The organism is Bacillus sp. C1, assembly GCF_054570475.1.
In genome coordinates, this window is sequence record NZ_JBTMZT010000001.1 from 929,480 (window position 1) to 944,386 (window position 14,907).

The 14,907-nt window shown below is 34.6% G+C and carries 15 protein-coding genes; 9 read left to right on the forward strand and 6 right to left on the reverse strand.

All coding sequences use genetic code 11. The features are described from left to right. Positions 1–197 precede the first annotated feature (197 nt). Positions 198–1,634 (forward strand): MocR-like pyridoxine biosynthesis transcription factor PdxR, encoded by a 1,437-nt coding sequence (gene pdxR, locus ACX5JI_RS04960; protein WP_459499954.1) that lies wholly within the window; start codon positions 198–200, stop codon positions 1,632–1,634. A 33-nt stretch (positions 1,635–1,667) separates the two neighbouring features. Beyond that, entirely contained in the window at positions 1,668–2,090 is a 423-nt protein-coding gene (locus ACX5JI_RS04965) for a YfmQ family protein (RefSeq protein ID WP_459499955.1), read from the forward strand. A gap of 97 nt (positions 2,091–2,187) precedes the next feature. On the opposite strand, the gene ACX5JI_RS04970 is transcribed toward ACX5JI_RS04965, so the two are convergent. Then, positions 2,188–2,877, reverse strand: a complete 690-nt coding sequence (locus ACX5JI_RS04970) for a Crp/Fnr family transcriptional regulator (protein ID WP_459499956.1) — start codon at positions 2,875–2,877, stop codon at positions 2,188–2,190. A 72-nt stretch (positions 2,878–2,949) separates the two neighbouring features. Between ACX5JI_RS04970 and ACX5JI_RS04975 the strand changes: the two genes are divergently transcribed. Further along, entirely contained in the window at positions 2,950–3,738 is a 789-nt protein-coding gene (locus ACX5JI_RS04975; protein ID WP_459499957.1) for an HAD-IIB family hydrolase, read from the forward strand. 33 nt (positions 3,739–3,771) lie between these two features. On the opposite strand, the gene ACX5JI_RS04980 is transcribed toward ACX5JI_RS04975, so the two are convergent. Further along, positions 3,772–4,251: a CBO0543 family protein gene (locus ACX5JI_RS04980; protein WP_459499958.1), complete on the reverse strand. Its 480-nt coding sequence runs from the start codon at positions 4,249–4,251 to the stop codon at positions 3,772–3,774. Beyond that, positions 4,148–5,338 (reverse strand): DUF2515 domain-containing protein, encoded by a 1,191-nt coding sequence (locus tag ACX5JI_RS04985; RefSeq protein ID WP_459499959.1) that lies wholly within the window; start codon positions 5,336–5,338, stop codon positions 4,148–4,150. The genes ACX5JI_RS04980 and ACX5JI_RS04985 overlap by 104 nt, the downstream gene beginning before the upstream one ends. Positions 5,339–5,756: 418 nt before the next feature. On the opposite strand from ACX5JI_RS04985, the gene ACX5JI_RS04990 reads away from it, so the two are divergent. The 3 genes from ACX5JI_RS04990 (at position 5,757) to ACX5JI_RS05000 (ending at position 8,987) form a co-directional block, all read left to right on the forward strand. Further along, a complete protein-coding gene (locus tag ACX5JI_RS04990; protein WP_459499960.1) occupies positions 5,757–6,407 on the forward strand; it encodes a 2OG-Fe(II) oxygenase in 651 nt (216 codons plus the stop codon). Between the two features lie 156 nt (positions 6,408–6,563). Continuing rightward, positions 6,564–7,796, forward strand: a complete 1,233-nt coding sequence (pepT, locus tag ACX5JI_RS04995) for a peptidase T (RefSeq protein ID WP_459499961.1) — start codon at positions 6,564–6,566, stop codon at positions 7,794–7,796. Positions 7,797–7,928: 132 nt separating this feature from the next. Beyond that, positions 7,929–8,987, forward strand: a complete 1,059-nt coding sequence (locus ACX5JI_RS05000; protein ID WP_459499962.1) for a lactonase family protein — start codon at positions 7,929–7,931, stop codon at positions 8,985–8,987. Positions 8,988–9,065: 78 nt separating this feature from the next. Here ACX5JI_RS05000 and ACX5JI_RS05005 read toward each other — a convergent pair whose 3' ends face one another. Genes ACX5JI_RS05005 through ACX5JI_RS05015 form a run of 3 tightly spaced genes read right to left on the reverse strand, consistent with a single transcriptional unit; the run spans position 9,066 to position 11,305 of the window. After that, a complete protein-coding gene (locus ACX5JI_RS05005) occupies positions 9,066–10,175 on the reverse strand; it encodes a DNA glycosylase (RefSeq protein WP_459499963.1) in 1,110 nt (369 codons plus the stop codon). A gap of 10 nt (positions 10,176–10,185) precedes the next feature. Next, positions 10,186–10,707: a methylated-DNA--[protein]-cysteine S-methyltransferase gene (locus ACX5JI_RS05010; protein ID WP_459499964.1), complete on the reverse strand. Its 522-nt coding sequence runs from the start codon at positions 10,705–10,707 to the stop codon at positions 10,186–10,188. Position 10,708: 1 nt separating this feature from the next. Further along, a complete protein-coding gene (locus ACX5JI_RS05015; RefSeq protein WP_459499965.1) occupies positions 10,709–11,305 on the reverse strand; it encodes a bifunctional transcriptional activator/DNA repair enzyme AdaA in 597 nt (198 codons plus the stop codon). Positions 11,306–11,894: 589 nt separating this feature from the next. Here ACX5JI_RS05015 and ACX5JI_RS05020 point away from each other — a divergent pair. The 3 genes from ACX5JI_RS05020 to ACX5JI_RS05030 are packed head-to-tail and all read left to right on the forward strand — an operon-like array spanning position 11,895 to position 14,905. Continuing rightward, positions 11,895–12,863: an iron-hydroxamate ABC transporter substrate-binding protein gene (locus ACX5JI_RS05020; protein ID WP_459499966.1), complete on the forward strand. Its 969-nt coding sequence runs from the start codon at positions 11,895–11,897 to the stop codon at positions 12,861–12,863. Positions 12,864–12,882: 19 nt separating this feature from the next. Next, the gene (locus ACX5JI_RS05025; protein ID WP_459499967.1) at positions 12,883–13,890 is read left to right on the forward strand and encodes a FecCD family ABC transporter permease; all 1,008 of its coding nucleotides are present in this window, start codon (positions 12,883–12,885) and stop codon (positions 13,888–13,890) included. Beyond that, positions 13,883–14,905 (forward strand): FecCD family ABC transporter permease, encoded by a 1,023-nt coding sequence (locus ACX5JI_RS05030; RefSeq protein ID WP_459499968.1) that lies wholly within the window; start codon positions 13,883–13,885, stop codon positions 14,903–14,905. Before ACX5JI_RS05025 ends, ACX5JI_RS05030 begins: the two co-directional genes overlap by 8 nt. The last annotated feature ends 2 nt before the right edge of the window (positions 14,906–14,907 follow it).

A 14,907-nucleotide genomic window follows, 5' to 3' on the forward strand; every position in this document is an offset into this window, starting at 1 on the left:
AGTTACTACTATTCATACTGTAGAATGAGTTAATATCTTCATAGTTGGATAGGGATAGGGTAGGCTAAATGAAAATAGGGAAATACTTTCAAATGACATTTCGTGTAGAAGTATTTAGTATATAACAAACGGAAGTTAACACGTTAATTTTTATTTTGAATAATAAAAAAGTCTGCTGATAAGGGAGAGAGAATTAGATGGAATGGAGACCTAATCGTGCAGATAAAACGCCAGTCTATAAACAAATTGCTGACTATATAGAACAGGGAATTTCTTCGGGAGAATTTTCTTCAGATAGTATGTTACCCTCAGAACGTACTTTAGCAAAAGAGTTGCAAGTGAACCGTAGTACGGTAGTAGCGGCATATGAGGAACTGAAATCGCTTGGGATAGTAGAGAGAAAAAAAGGAAGCGGAACGCGGATAAACACAGATATATGGGGGGTATCGCGTAAACGTACCCCAAACTGGGGGAGATACGTAGAAGATGGTTCATTTCTCCCGAATCTGCCGCTAGTCCAACATATTCGAACGGAAATACAAAAGGATGATTTGATTAATTTGGCAAGTGGTGAGTTGTCACAGGATTTATTTCCTACTGATCAGTTTCGCATGATTCTTTCAGAACAAATATTTATGGAGCATCTAGGATATGATCATCCACAAGGAAATGAAAAGTTAAGGGAAACGATTTCTTTGCATGTTGATAAATATAAAAATATCGATGTTGATTCTCGTTCTATTTTAATTACATCAGGGGCGCAACAAGCACTTAATCTTATTGTGAAATGTTTGCTTAAACCGGGAGATGCGATTGCGATTGAAGACCCATCTTATTGTTTTTCGCTTCCGATGTTTAAATCTGCTGGGTTAAAAATATTCTATCTACCTGTAGATCAGGATGGGATGAATCCAGATGACTTGGTAGATTTGCATAAAAAACATCGAATACGCATGGTATTTGTAAATCCAGACTATCAGAATCCAACAGGAACGGTCCTTTCTTTGTCTCGCCGGAAAAGGCTTTTAGAATTGTCATCTGAATTTGGGATACCAATCGTAGAGGATGATCCTTATAGCTTAACAGCCTTCGATGGTAACGTAAATCCAACTTTAAAATCTATGGATACGAATGGAAATGTTCTGTATATTAGTTCATTATCGAAAATTGTAGCATCTGGATTGCGAATTGGGTGGATTATTGGTCCGCCCCGGGTCATTGAGCGTTTAGCAGATGCAAAGCAGCAAGTCGATTTTGGACATAGTGTCTTTCCACAATGGATAGCGAATCAATTTTTAGAATCAGAAAATTTTCATGTTCATATTTCGATGCTTCGTAAACAACTAAAACAGAGAAGAGACCAATTAATTACAAGTCTTAGGGAACTTTTAGGGAATCAAGTTAAATTTCATGTTCCGGAGGGGGGTATCCATTTATGGTGTCAAGTGCAGAGCTCAATTAATGAACACCATTTATTGGGAGGGGCGATACAAAACGGGATAGCTTTTGTTCCAGGAAGTGTTTTAGGGTCAAAAAAAGAGTATGTACGCTTTACTTTTGGGAGAGAGAATACGAATCACATTCATATAGGAATGACACGATTTGCAGAAATTTTAAATAGTATTCAAAGATAATAAGAATTTAGAATGTAGCGGAGATGATAAATTATGACGACCTGGTTTGTAGTGATGTTGTTTCTTTTCGGTGGTCTTAAAATAGTAGTGTCAAGTGTTCCAACCTCAGTTGTAGAGTCTTTTATCAGTAGATTTGAATTGCACCCACAATTGAATGAGGAGACTGTCACTGTAACGGTTGATGGAAAAGGCTTAGAAGAGGAAGATAGACTCCAAATAATTAATCAGTTTAACGAAGCGATATTTTTAGAGAAATACTATTTTCCGCCACAGCATGATGGAATTCCATTAGTAATTGAAACAAAGAGAGGCAAACATGATGTTAAGTTTTCGATTTACAGTTTCGATGATCACGTTGATGTAATTAAACAGTATAAGAAGAAAGTAATTGGGTATAGTCTGCGTTCAAAAACACTTCAAAACCGTTCTATGTTAGTGGCGGGAGATGTAGTTTAGGATCGTCTAAACATTTATAAAGACAAATCATAAAGAGAAGGAGCAATTAGAATGAGTTGCTCCTTTTGGGAATGCAGCGATGTTTAGTATAACGATATCATTCGTATCTTAAACCATTAGAAAGCTGTTCAATAGATTCCCAATCTTTTACGATAATTTGTTTATTTTCTTTGTGAATGACATTCATTATACTTAATTTTTCGATAATACGATTTAAATGTCGAGTTGTAGTACCGATAAGTGAAGCAATCTCGTGATGATCTGTTGTACGAATTTCTCTCCCGAATAGTTTAGATGTATTTCGTATTGTACATAAGTAACTTGCAAATCGTGTTTCTACTGAAGCTAGCAAATTAATACGTGAGGCAGTTGTACATGTTTGTAGTTTGTAAGTCACATGGCGTAAAAGTTCCTGTAAAAAAGTAATGTCATGTAAAAGTACTTTATTAACATAGTGTTTATTAATAAAAATAAAATCGGTTTTTTCTTCAACGCATACATGAGATTGTATATTTACATTTTGAATGAGTTCGATATCACCCATGATGGAAATTGCAGAACAAAATCGAAGTAATAATGCTTTCCCTGTAATTACGCTCGTCGTGATTTTTGTACGTCCAGATATTTGAATGTATAGGCCGTCAATAGTTCCTCCTTCGTGTAACACAATTTCTTTTACATCATATCGTCGAATTTGAAATGGGTGATGAAGGTGAGTGAAAAGTTTCTGTATATGTTTATTTGTTAAGTAAGTTGATAGCAGCAAGTCGTCATCAATTTTTTTCATGATTTTTCTCCTTTCCGGACATCTGTCCTGTTCATTATAAAAGAATTTTTTTACATTAAAAAGAAAGGAGTGATGTATATGAAATTTATTTTTGATATTGATGGTACAATTTGTTTTAAAGGAAAACCATTAACGGAAGGTATAATTCAAGCATTAGATACTTGTCATGCTAGAGGGCATGAAATCATATTTGCATCTGCTAGACCAATAAGAGATTTATTACCTGTGATACCAAAGCATATGCATCACTATTCAATGATTGGTGGAAATGGGGCATTTGTTGCGAAAAATGGAAAAGTCACTCAGGTTACACCATTTGATAAATTAACAATGAAGTCTATTCGATCATTAATCGAGGAGCATAAGCTTGCGTATTTGATCGATACTCAATGGGATTATGCTTATACTGGAAGTGAAAACCATCCGATTTATCGCAACATAGATCCCGATAAATTAGCTGCTAATGTATCGATTGATTGTATTGATGAAATGGTGAAAGTTGTGTTGTTCCCTGATGGGAATGAAGAAAAATTAGTGCAAGTGTTAAATGAACTATCTGTACAAATGTACGCACATCATCAAGAAGATATTATCGACATAAGTCCATTAGGGATTGATAAATGGAAAGGTTTACAAAAATTAGGAGTAGAGGAAGGGTCGTTCATTGCTTTTGGTAACGACGCAAATGATGTGCCAATGTTTTTGCATGCAAAAGAGGGAATTTGTATTGGTGAGCATAAAATGTTGTGCTCTGTTGCATCTATGAGTCTACAGAGCAATGAGCGATGTATTATTGAAAAAATTATTACGTTATCAGATACAGAATCTACAAATACATGGGATTTAATGAGGGACATTTAAAGCAAATTAGAAGTTAGTTTCTAATTTGCTTTTTTAGTATTGTAACCACCGATAAGTCTTCCACATAAAAAACATGAAAATCATATATCCGAAGAGGGAGTAAGAATGATGCCAGTTTTCGCTATGAGTGAACAATCCTAAGTTTTCAGCAAACTGTTCGGATATACTTGCACCAATTCCGATTAAAATAATAAATAGAATTCTTGAAACTGTAGATAAAACGTTGGCAATATGTAAAAAGAAAGCCGTAAAGGTTGGTAATAGTAGTAACGTAAAGGCAATGTTGACTGGAAATATATTTGGAAATGGTCTTAGCGGGAAATCATACATTTGTTTACTAACAAATAAGAAGTCTAAATATGTCCCAATGAAACAGGAGAAAATAATGGTAATTATAAATGCTAGGTGATTACTCTTCTGTTTCTTCTTCTCTGAGAAGGATATTCTTTTTTGTAAGAATTGCAAGTTCAATTTTTTTAAGTGTTTTACAATAGTTGTTCTTAATCTCTCCATTAAAATTTGCTCCCTTATTAATGAAATAGTCTATTATACGCCAGTCCGTAAACCAATCGCCTTTTTCAGCTTCTTCATGTTTCAAATCCTTCCATGCATATATTAACTGAGGACTATATAAACGATTTGCTCCTTTTCTAAGCTGGCAATTTTTTGTTCTACGTTTATAAAATTGACGGGAAAATGACTCATTTACATCAGCAAATAAGTGAGGCCAGTAGTCTTTTCGTGAAGCTGTATGTGGGTGATCGTGAATCCAACTTACTACTTTTGATAAGGTGTTTCCATCTCGGAATAACAAGGCGTACAAGCGTTTACCGAGCAAAATTCGCTCATGCAAGGAGGTGAAATGCGTCATTGTATCGCCAAATAATAATGTTTTTTGTTTAGTGTCATCTTCATAGAATGGAAAAAGAATATGATTAAAACGCAAGAAGTCAAAGAGTTTAAATCCAACACTATTGAGTACTGTCTTTTGAAAGTAGGCATTTTGAATGACCCTTTTTTCTAAATAACTTTGTTCATTAATAATGGTTGCGATAGTAAGGGTGTAGCGATCCCCTGTTCTCCAAAAATAGTTCCACATTGTTTCCATAAATGTTGATATATTGAGATGTGGTAGAAGATGAAAGAGCTGTTTAGCTCTTTTGATGCTTTGTTCATATAATAAAAATTGGGGATACACATCTTGAAAGATTAACCAATTCCCTCGTTCTAAAAAAGAGAAAAAGATATCCTGGTCTTTTTCTGATAACAGCCTTGTATATAAATCTCCTTTTAAATCTGTCATATTCCAACCACCATTACGTGATACCATATGTCCAAGCAGCGCCCAGTGTATCTCAGGGTACCGGAGATAAAATTGATAATAAGCTCGTGTTCGCGTTATATTATTTTGATTAAGCTGTTTTGTTTGTACTTTAATGTTAGAAATAAGCATTTTCTCCTCAATGGTTAGTGTCTCTTTTTTATGCGAAGCGGAATTATTTTTGCTTTTTTTCTTGAGTTCATTTTTTATATGTAAAAGAGAAAGCGGGATCGCTTTGGAGGGCCCGTTCCATATTTTTTTTCGATTGTTTTCATACATTTTATTTCCTCCTATTAACATGAATTTCAACAAATCGTGTAATAGAACGGTTACCACCATCTTATTACACATAGTCTAAATAAATGTGAACTGTTTTTGGGGGACATAAATAGAGTGCTACTTTTAACGATAGGCATAATAAGTCTTTTGTACTACTACTTCGAGGATAATTTCTTCAAAATAGACTCCGATATTTTTAAAAACCAAGATTTATATGTTTATAAATTTGTATTAACGTAGTCTTTTCCTCTTTAAAACGTAAACAATATTTAAAATGATTTAAGTAACTACATGTCTTCTTGTTCAGCCATTATAATATACCGAAATATTAATAATTATAATTTTCTTAAAGATAAGAATGAAGAGAAAATTGTGATATATTAATGCTATCTAATTATTTTTTTGGGGGATGGGGAAAATGACAACGGAAAATCGAACAGTTGAAAGTAAGGAACTAACGATTTTTAACCACATAGGAAACGCTATTGTGACAGAGGACAGAGAAATACAAATCATTTCAAGGCTAGAAGAGCCTCTTATCGTTGTTTTAGGGAATGTATTAAGTGATAAAGAATGTGAATTATTAATAAAATTGTCAAACTATTCAATGAAACGATCGAAAATCGGCGCTTCTCGTGAAGTAAACAATATCCGAACAAGTAGTGGTACATTTTTAGAAAAAAACGAAATCGTTGCCAAAATCGAAAAACGAGTGTCTTCGATTATGAATATTCCTGCCGAATATGGTGAAGGTCTTCATATTTTAAAATATACCCCTGGACAAGAATATAAAGCACACTATGATTACTTTGCAGAACATAGCAAAGCAGCAGAAAACAATCGTATTAGTACGCTTGTGATGTATTTAAACGAAGTGGAAGAAGGCGGAGAAACATATTTTCCAAAGCTTGATCTTTCCATAGCTCCGAAAAAAGGAATGGCGGTATATTTTGAGTATTTTTATCAGGAAACTTCAATAAATAAACTCACTTTACATGGTGGTGCGCCTGTTATAAAAGGGGAAAAGTGGGTCGCGACACAATGGATGAGAAGAAGAGCTTTGTTGTAAGATATCATTCAATTACAAATTTTTTGTGTATGATTGTTTGAAATGTTTTTCTGTAAGAGTAGTTCAATTTCACGCTATATTACAGTCAAAAACTTTAAAAAATTTTGTCATGAGGATTATAATAAAGAGAGATTCATAAAAAAGGAGTGGACTACTTTGAAACAAGAGCTTATAGAAAGATTTACAACATATGTGAAGGTGGATACACAATCGAATGAAGAAAGTCATACAGTACCAACGACACCTGGGCAAATTGAGTTTGGAAAATTATTAGTTGAAGAATTAAAACAAATTGGTATGACAGAAGTAACGATGGATGAAAATGGATATGTCATGGCGACACTTCCTGCAAATACGGATAAAGATGTGCCTGTAATTGGTTTTTTAGCGCATTTAGATACAGCAACTGACTTTACAGGAAAAAATGTGAAACCACAAATTCATGAGAATTTTGATGGTAAGGCAATTACACTCAATAAGGAATTAAATGTTGTTTTAACGCCAGAACAATTTCCAGAATTACCATCATATAAAGGCCACACTATAATTACAACTGATGGAACAACACTTCTTGGTGCAGATGATAAAGCCGGCCTTACAGAAATTATGACAGCTATGAATTATTTATTACATAATCCACAAATTAAACACGGGAAAATTAGAGTGGCATTTACGCCTGATGAAGAAATTGGCCGTGGACCAGCCCATTTTGATGTGGAAGCGTTTGGAGCATCTTTTGCTTATACGATGGACGGAGGTCCACTTGGAGGACTAGAGTATGAGAGCTTCAATGCTGCAAGTGCAAAACTTACTTTTAAAGGGAATAATACGCATCCTGGAACAGCAAAAAATAAAATGGTAAATGCAAGTAAGTTAGCGATGGAGTTTCATGCACAGTTACCAATAGAAGAGGCACCAGAATATACAGAGGGATATGAAGGTTTCTATCATCTCATTTCTGTAAATGGTGATGTGGAACAAAGTAAATCCCATTACATTATTCGAGATTTTAAACGTGAAAACTTTAATGATCGTAAAGAAAAAGTTGCGAATATTACGAAGCAGATGCAAGAGAAATATGGTGAGGAAACCATTATTCTTGAGATGAATGATCAGTATTATAATATGGTTGAGAAAATTGAACCAGTTAAGGAAATTGTTGATATTGCGTATGAGGCGATGAAAAATCTAGATATTGAGCCAAATATTCAACCAATCCGAGGTGGAACGGATGGGTCTCAATTATCATATATGGGCTTACCAACGCCAAACATTTTTACTGGTGGGGAAAACTACCACGGTAAATTTGAATATGTTTCTGTAGATAATATGGAGAAGGCTGTTCAAGTAATTGTAGAAATAGTACGATTGTTTGAAGAACAGGCATAAAAAGAAATCCGGGTAATGATAGCTACCCGGATTTCTTTTTTATCCTTTATTAATTGAGAATTTTCGATATATTAATGATATATTTGTCTATAAGTGAACCGCATAATGTATGTAAGGGAAGGGAGTCTTATTATGAATAAGAATGAGTTTCTTGGCTATATAGGCACGTATACAAGAGGGGATAGTAAAGGGATTTATCAATTTACATTAGATATAAAAGCAGCGGAAATAAAGGATATAAAAGTAGTAGCTCATGTAGGGAGTCCTACTTATTTAGCTATTAGTCATGATAATCAGTATTTGTATTCTGTTGCAAGAATGGATCAATTAGGAGGTGTCGCTGCGTTTTCAATCAACAGCGAAACAAAAAAGCTTGATCTGGTAAATATGCAAATTGTAGAAGGGGCGTCACCTTGTCATTTGAGTGTTAATCAAGAAAAAGGAATGGTGGTTACTGCCAATTATCATAAAGGAACTGTTGAATCTTATGTGATAAATCAAGAAGAGGGAAGTATAAATGCTGCATCATCGATTGTCCAGCATTATGGTTCAGGTCTAAATAAAGAAAGACAGGAAAAACCACATGCTCACTATGTAGGTAGTACACCTGATCAAAAATATGTGATAGCAATTGATTTAGGAATGGATCAAGTAATTACATATGAACAAAGTAACGAAAAACTAATAGAAGTTCATAGCTTATCTGTTAATCCAGGAAGTGGACCGAGGCACCTTGTATTTCATCCGAATGGGAAATATGTTTATGTAATTACTGAGCTTAGTTCTGAAGTTATTGTTTTAATGTACGATGAACAAAAGGGTAGATTTGAAGAAATACAGTATATCTCTACTTTGCCCGAAACGTATAGTGAAAGTAATTTTGGAAGTGCGATTCATATTTCTTCTGATGGGCGTTTTGTGTATGCGGCAAACCGAGGGCATAATAGTATTGTTATTTTTCATGTGAATCAAAATTCCGGGAAGCTTACTTTTATTGAAACTGTATCGACAGAAGGGGATTGGCCACGAGATTTTATTTTAGATCCTACTGAAAGGTTCATTGTTGTTTCTAATGAGAAGTCTAGTAACCTTGTGCTATTTTCTAGAAATGAGACTACAGGACAATTAATCCCCTTACAGTCAGATGTGATAGTGCCTGAACCGGTATGCGTAAAGTTTTTATATGAATAATTAATTGTCTTTTATAATATGAAAAATAGATAGGTTCTACTTATTGAAATGAACCTATCTATTGTTGTGCCGAAGAATTTAATATAGCACTCGCCATAAATAAAAGGTTGCATAGGATTCCCAATTCTTCCATGCTGAAGCATACTCTCTTATTTCTTGTTTTGTTGGCTTTTGATCTGATTCTGTTAAAAGTTTAATCACATTTTGTAGACCAACATCATCAATTGGAAAAGCGGATGGGAATCTTAGACAACGCATTAACACATAATTTGCTGTCCATGGCCCAATACCACGTATGTTGGTTAATGTTCTCTCAGCATTTTTTAGGTCGCTTTTTATGAACAAGTCTTTACTTAAGGAACCTTGTGTCATGAGTTTTGCGACACCAATAAGGTATTCACATTTCCTCATAGTCATTTTTAATTCTGTTAAATCTTCTACTGCTAGGTTTGCGATGACTTCTGGTGTTGGAAATATCCAATATTTCCGTCCATTCCATTCAATGTGTTCGCCGAAGGATTCCACAAATCGTTTTTTTAATGTATAGGCAAATGTGAGGTTAATTTGTTGGCCAAGAATACCCCAGCAAAGTGCCTCAAATAAATCAGGAATTCCCATATTGCGGAGTCCGTAATATTCGTTGATTGGTTTAGACAGAAGTGCATCTTTTTTTGCTAAATCATAAAAGGGGGTTAAATCCGTATCTAAATCAAACCATTCTCTCACATACCTAGCTACTGTAGCACGAACCCATTTCTCATGCGGCGTCTTATCACCTAAAAAGCGAACATGGATATTCCCTTCGTCATTTACACTTGTCTCGATTAACGGGTTTTCTCCCTCAATCGGAACCACTCTATAAATTTTGTTATTTTCAATGTGAAACATACATTCATTTTTGGAACGAGAAAGATAGTGTAAATTTTGTTTAAAGTTAAATTCTTTCGGAACAATTAATGTTATGTTTTCATTTTCATCTTCATCTTTCCACGCTCTATATGGAAGCGCAGGACAACAATTTCTACAAGGCTGATAACCAGTTTTCTCCGCTTCTTTTCTAGATTTAAATTTTCGATTGTTTCTTAGAGACTGCTTTTGTTTACACCAAGGGAAGCAGTAGTTTTTTAGTGTTTTGTTACCTATAAAATAAGGAGCATCCCATTCAAGAGGAATTGTAACATTCTTCATTTGTAACCACCTACAGTAATATTTTTTCTAATGTTAATAATTCTTTTTTCATTGTTAATCCACCCCTAAAACCAGATAGTTTCCCGTTCTTTCCAATCACACGATGGCAAGGGATTGTAATTAATAAAGGATTGGCTCCAATTGCGGTGCCTACAGCGCGTACTGATTTTGGTTTTTGAATAAGCTGTGCAATATCTGAATAGGAATAGGTTTTTCCATAAGGAATTTCCCGTAATGCATTCCAAACAGCTAATTGGAAAGGCGTTCCGTGAATATCAAGGGGACACGAAAATACTTCACGTTTTTTGTCTAGGTATTCTGTTAGTTCTTGAATATATGGTTGTAGCTTTAAGGCTTCTTGGACGAAAGTATGTTTTGGAAAACGTTTTTCCGTCCAAGTTGTTAACTCTTCAAAAGTTTGCTGCTGAGACCCCACAAAGCATAATCCAGTTGATGTTGCTGCAATATACATATGCCAATTTTCATGAATGAATAGCGTCCAATATATAATGTGGTTTGTTTTAGATGCCATGTTATTTTACCTCGTTTATATGGTTTATGTTTCGAAATTCAGTAGGGGTATATCCCGTTTTCTTTTTAAATAATGTTGCAAAATGTGCAGTATTGGGTATGCCTACAGCAAAACCTATTTCCGTAATTGTTTGATTTGTATGTGTAAGATACTGTATAGCTTTAGAAATCCTTATTTGTTGTATATACGCTAGCGGAGTGATGCCTTTTATTCGCTTAAAGGTGCGCTGTAAATGATATGGGCTGCCATGACACATATCTGCAAGTATTTCGAGAGTTAATGGCTCGTGATAATTTTTATCAATGTACTCTATAATTTGTGTTACCCAATTTTCATTAGGTAACTTAAATCCATTCGGCTTACAGCGTTTACAGGGACGAAATTGTTCGGATAATGCTTGTTGTGCATTGAGAAAAATTTGTACATTGTTTTTTTTAGGTACTTTAGATTTACATGATGGTCGGCAAAATATCCCTGTTGTCTTTACACCATAAAAAAATTGGTCATCATAAGAAGAGTTGCTGTGTACGATTGCTTGCCAACGTTCATCCGTCAAATTATTTACACTTGTGTCTAATTGTAATCTCTCATTTTGCATAGGAATCACCTCCGAAATTAGTATACCCTGAACGAAGTACGTATGTATGGGTTTATAAATATAAGAGCAAGATTACAAAGGTGAAAAATGATAGTTATATTTTGTGTTAGCATGTAAACAAAATATAAAACATGGAGCAAGTATGATATCATGCTAAATCAGTAAGTGAAGAACAAAAAGTGAAATGTATTTCATTGTTTCTGAAAAATAAAAAAATAAATATTGAAGCGGAATGTAAGAGTGGAAGACATGAGAGCAGACCTGTTCCTTGTAGAATTAAATATGGAATTTTATAGCGGTAAAAAAGTCGTGTCTATTCTGAATGAGGATAGATACGACTTTTTTATTTGTTTTGTTAAAATATTTCAAATCATTCTTGAAATATTTTGTGTATAACTATATACTTAATAACGAGAATCATTATCACCTGGATGAGGGTAGTAGAGAATTTTTAATTAGGGAAGTGGAATACATGAGTTTCAATGGTGAATAGATAGTATTACTAGGAGATACATAGATTCATATAATAATAATTATCATTAAAATGTTATATTTAAAAGTTATAAATTAGAGAGGGGATTTATTCAGTATGAACAAGAAATTATTCACATTAGGAATGGTTACAGTATTAAGTGTAGGTCTTGCTGCATGTAATAGTGCAGACAAAAGTTCTAGTGAGCAAAAGCAACAAACAAAAGCAACTGAAACAAAGAAAGATGAGAAACAAAAGATTACATATTTAGGTAAAGAATATACAGTACCTACAAAAGTAAAGAATATTGTAACCGCTAGCTTAGAGTCTATGGAAGATGCTGTGGTACTTGGTATTAAGCCAGTGGGAGCAATTACAGTAGGTGGGAAATTACCAGCATACGTTGCGAAAGATTTAGAAGGTGCAAAATCTATCGGTGAGAAAATGCAACCGAATTTTGAAACGTTACTTCAATTAAAACCAGATGTTATTACGTCTAGTACAAAATTCCCACCAGAAATGGCTGAGAAATTTACGAAGGTAGCTCCGACAATTCCAGTCTCACACGTTTCTACAAATTGGGAAGATAATTTAAAGTTAATGGGAGAATTGTCTGGTAAAAAAGATAAAGCCGAAAAAGTTATCAAAGATTATAAAGCGGATGCTGCAAAAGCAAAAGAAGAAATTGCCGATAAGTTAAAAGATAAGAAGGTTCTTGTTGTAAGATTAAGAGCTGGTAGCTTGAATCTTTATCCAGAAGGCGTATACTTCAACCCTGTTATTTATAAAGATTTAGGATTAACTGTTCCAGAACAAATTAAAGCTGTTAAGGCGCAAGAAGCGATTTCTTTAGAAAAATTTGCTGAAATTAATCCGGATTATGTCTTCTTGCAATTTGAAGCAAGCGAAAATAAAGATAAACCAAAAGCTCTAGAAGAGTTAGAAAGCAATCCAATCTGGCAAAGTATTAATGCAGTAAAAGATAAAAAAGTATTTGTAAACACTGTTGATCCAATGGCACAAGGTGGTACTGCTTGGAGTAAGACGGCTTTCTTAAAAGAAGCAGTGAAAAATTTATCTAAATAAGTAAGGTGCGTTGAATGATATGCGGAAAATAAATGCAGTACCAATGGTAATTTTATGTTTAGCGCCTATAGTTATTTTGCTTACAATTATGCTATCTATTTTATATGGGGCAAAAGATATTGATTTTGAAACGGCTTGGAATGCACTGTTTCATTTTGATTCAGGTAATGTAAATCATAATATTATTATCACTTCTCGTTTACCAAGAGTAGTTGGGGCTCTACTAGTTGGAGCTTTTCTAGCCATATCAGGAGCACTTATGCAGGGGATGACAAGAAACTATCTTGCATCCCCTTCTATTATGGGTGTGACAGATGGCTCAGCCTTTGTAATTACAATTTGTATGGTGTTTCTGCCAGGAATGTCTTCAGTAAATATGATTTTATGTTCTATGCTAGGCTCAGCACTAGGGGCAGGAATTGTTTTTGGTTTCGGTTCACTGCTTCGAAATGGATTGTCACCAGTTCGGCTAGCGATTATTGGGACGGTTATAGGTACATTTTTAAGCGGTCTTTCAGCTGCGATTGCATCTTATTTTCAAGTTTCTCAAAATATTAGTTTTTGGTATAACGCAAAATTACATCAAGTGGATCCGAATATACTTAAGTTCGCGATTCCTTTTGGTTTAGCGGGTGTTATTTTGGCGCTTCTTATCTCAAAATCTATTACGATTCTTTCATTAGGAGAAGAGGTTTCTATTAATTTAGGCCAGCGTACAAAGCTTGTAAAGGCGATTGCAATTTTATCTGTTGTATTTTTAACAGGTACTGCGGTTGCTTTAGTTGGAAAAATTGGTTTTGTAGGACTGATTATTCCTCATATTACGCGCTTTTTAATTGGGGTAGATTATAAATGGATTATCCCTTGTGCCGGTGTGATTGGTGGAGTATTTCTCGCTTTATGTGATATATTGAGTAGATTTGTAAATTATCCATTTGAAACACCAATAGGAGTCGTTACGTCATTAATTGGAATTCCTTTCTTCCTTTATTTAATTAAAACAAGAGGAGGAGAGAAGCATGCTTAGAAATTCAATGTCCCGTTATGTTGTGACAATGGGGATTATTATATTTTTAATTTTAAGTGCAATTTATATTAGTTTAACAAATGGTACATTTGATATTACGATTACAGACGTATTTCGAACGTTATTCCGAATAGATCCTGTACCTGAACACGATTTAGTTATATTTGATTTTAGACTTCCGAGAATCGTAATCGCAGGATTAGTAGGGCTAGGTCTTGGAATCGCAGGAGCTGTTCTGCAAGGTATTACACGGAATGGCTTAGCAGACCCAGGTATTTTAGGAGTTAATGCAGGTGCGGGAACTGCAATTGTGCTTTTTATGTTTTTCTTTCAGGGACAATTAAAGAGTACAGATTGGATCTCAATCATGATGATGCCATTATTCGGGCTAGTCGGAGGATTAGGAGCTGCTTTGTTAATTTATGCGTTCTCTTGGCAAAATGGAAAATTAGATTCGCAGCGTCTTTTGCTAACAGGGATTGCAATTGGTTCAGGCTTTGGAGCACTTTCTATGTACATATCGCTAAAAATGAAAGCAACGGACTTTGAAATGGCTGCTGTATGGGTTTCAGGAAGCATATATAATGCAAACTGGAAGTATATTGTTGCCATGTTACCGTGGATTATTATTTTAGTTCCGATTATTAAAAGAAAGGCGTATTTACTAGACCTATTTCAATTAGAGGAGTCGAGTATAACAAGTTTAGGAGTTTCGGTAGAGAGGGAAAAGTCGATTTTATTATTAAGTAGTATTGGATTAATTAGTGCTTGTGTTTCTGTTTCCGGAAGTATTGGATTTGTTGGTCTTATGGCTCCCCATATTGCGAAAAGACTTGTAGGAATCCAGCATAGACACGTGATTCCGGTATGTGGTGCAATCGGAATGCTACTTGTGATTGTTTCAGATTTTATTGCGAAAACCATTTTCGCGCCAGCAGAGTTACCAGTTGGGATTGTAATTTCAATTGTCGGTGTACCATATTTCCTATACTTGTTATACAAAGCGAAAGCGTAAGA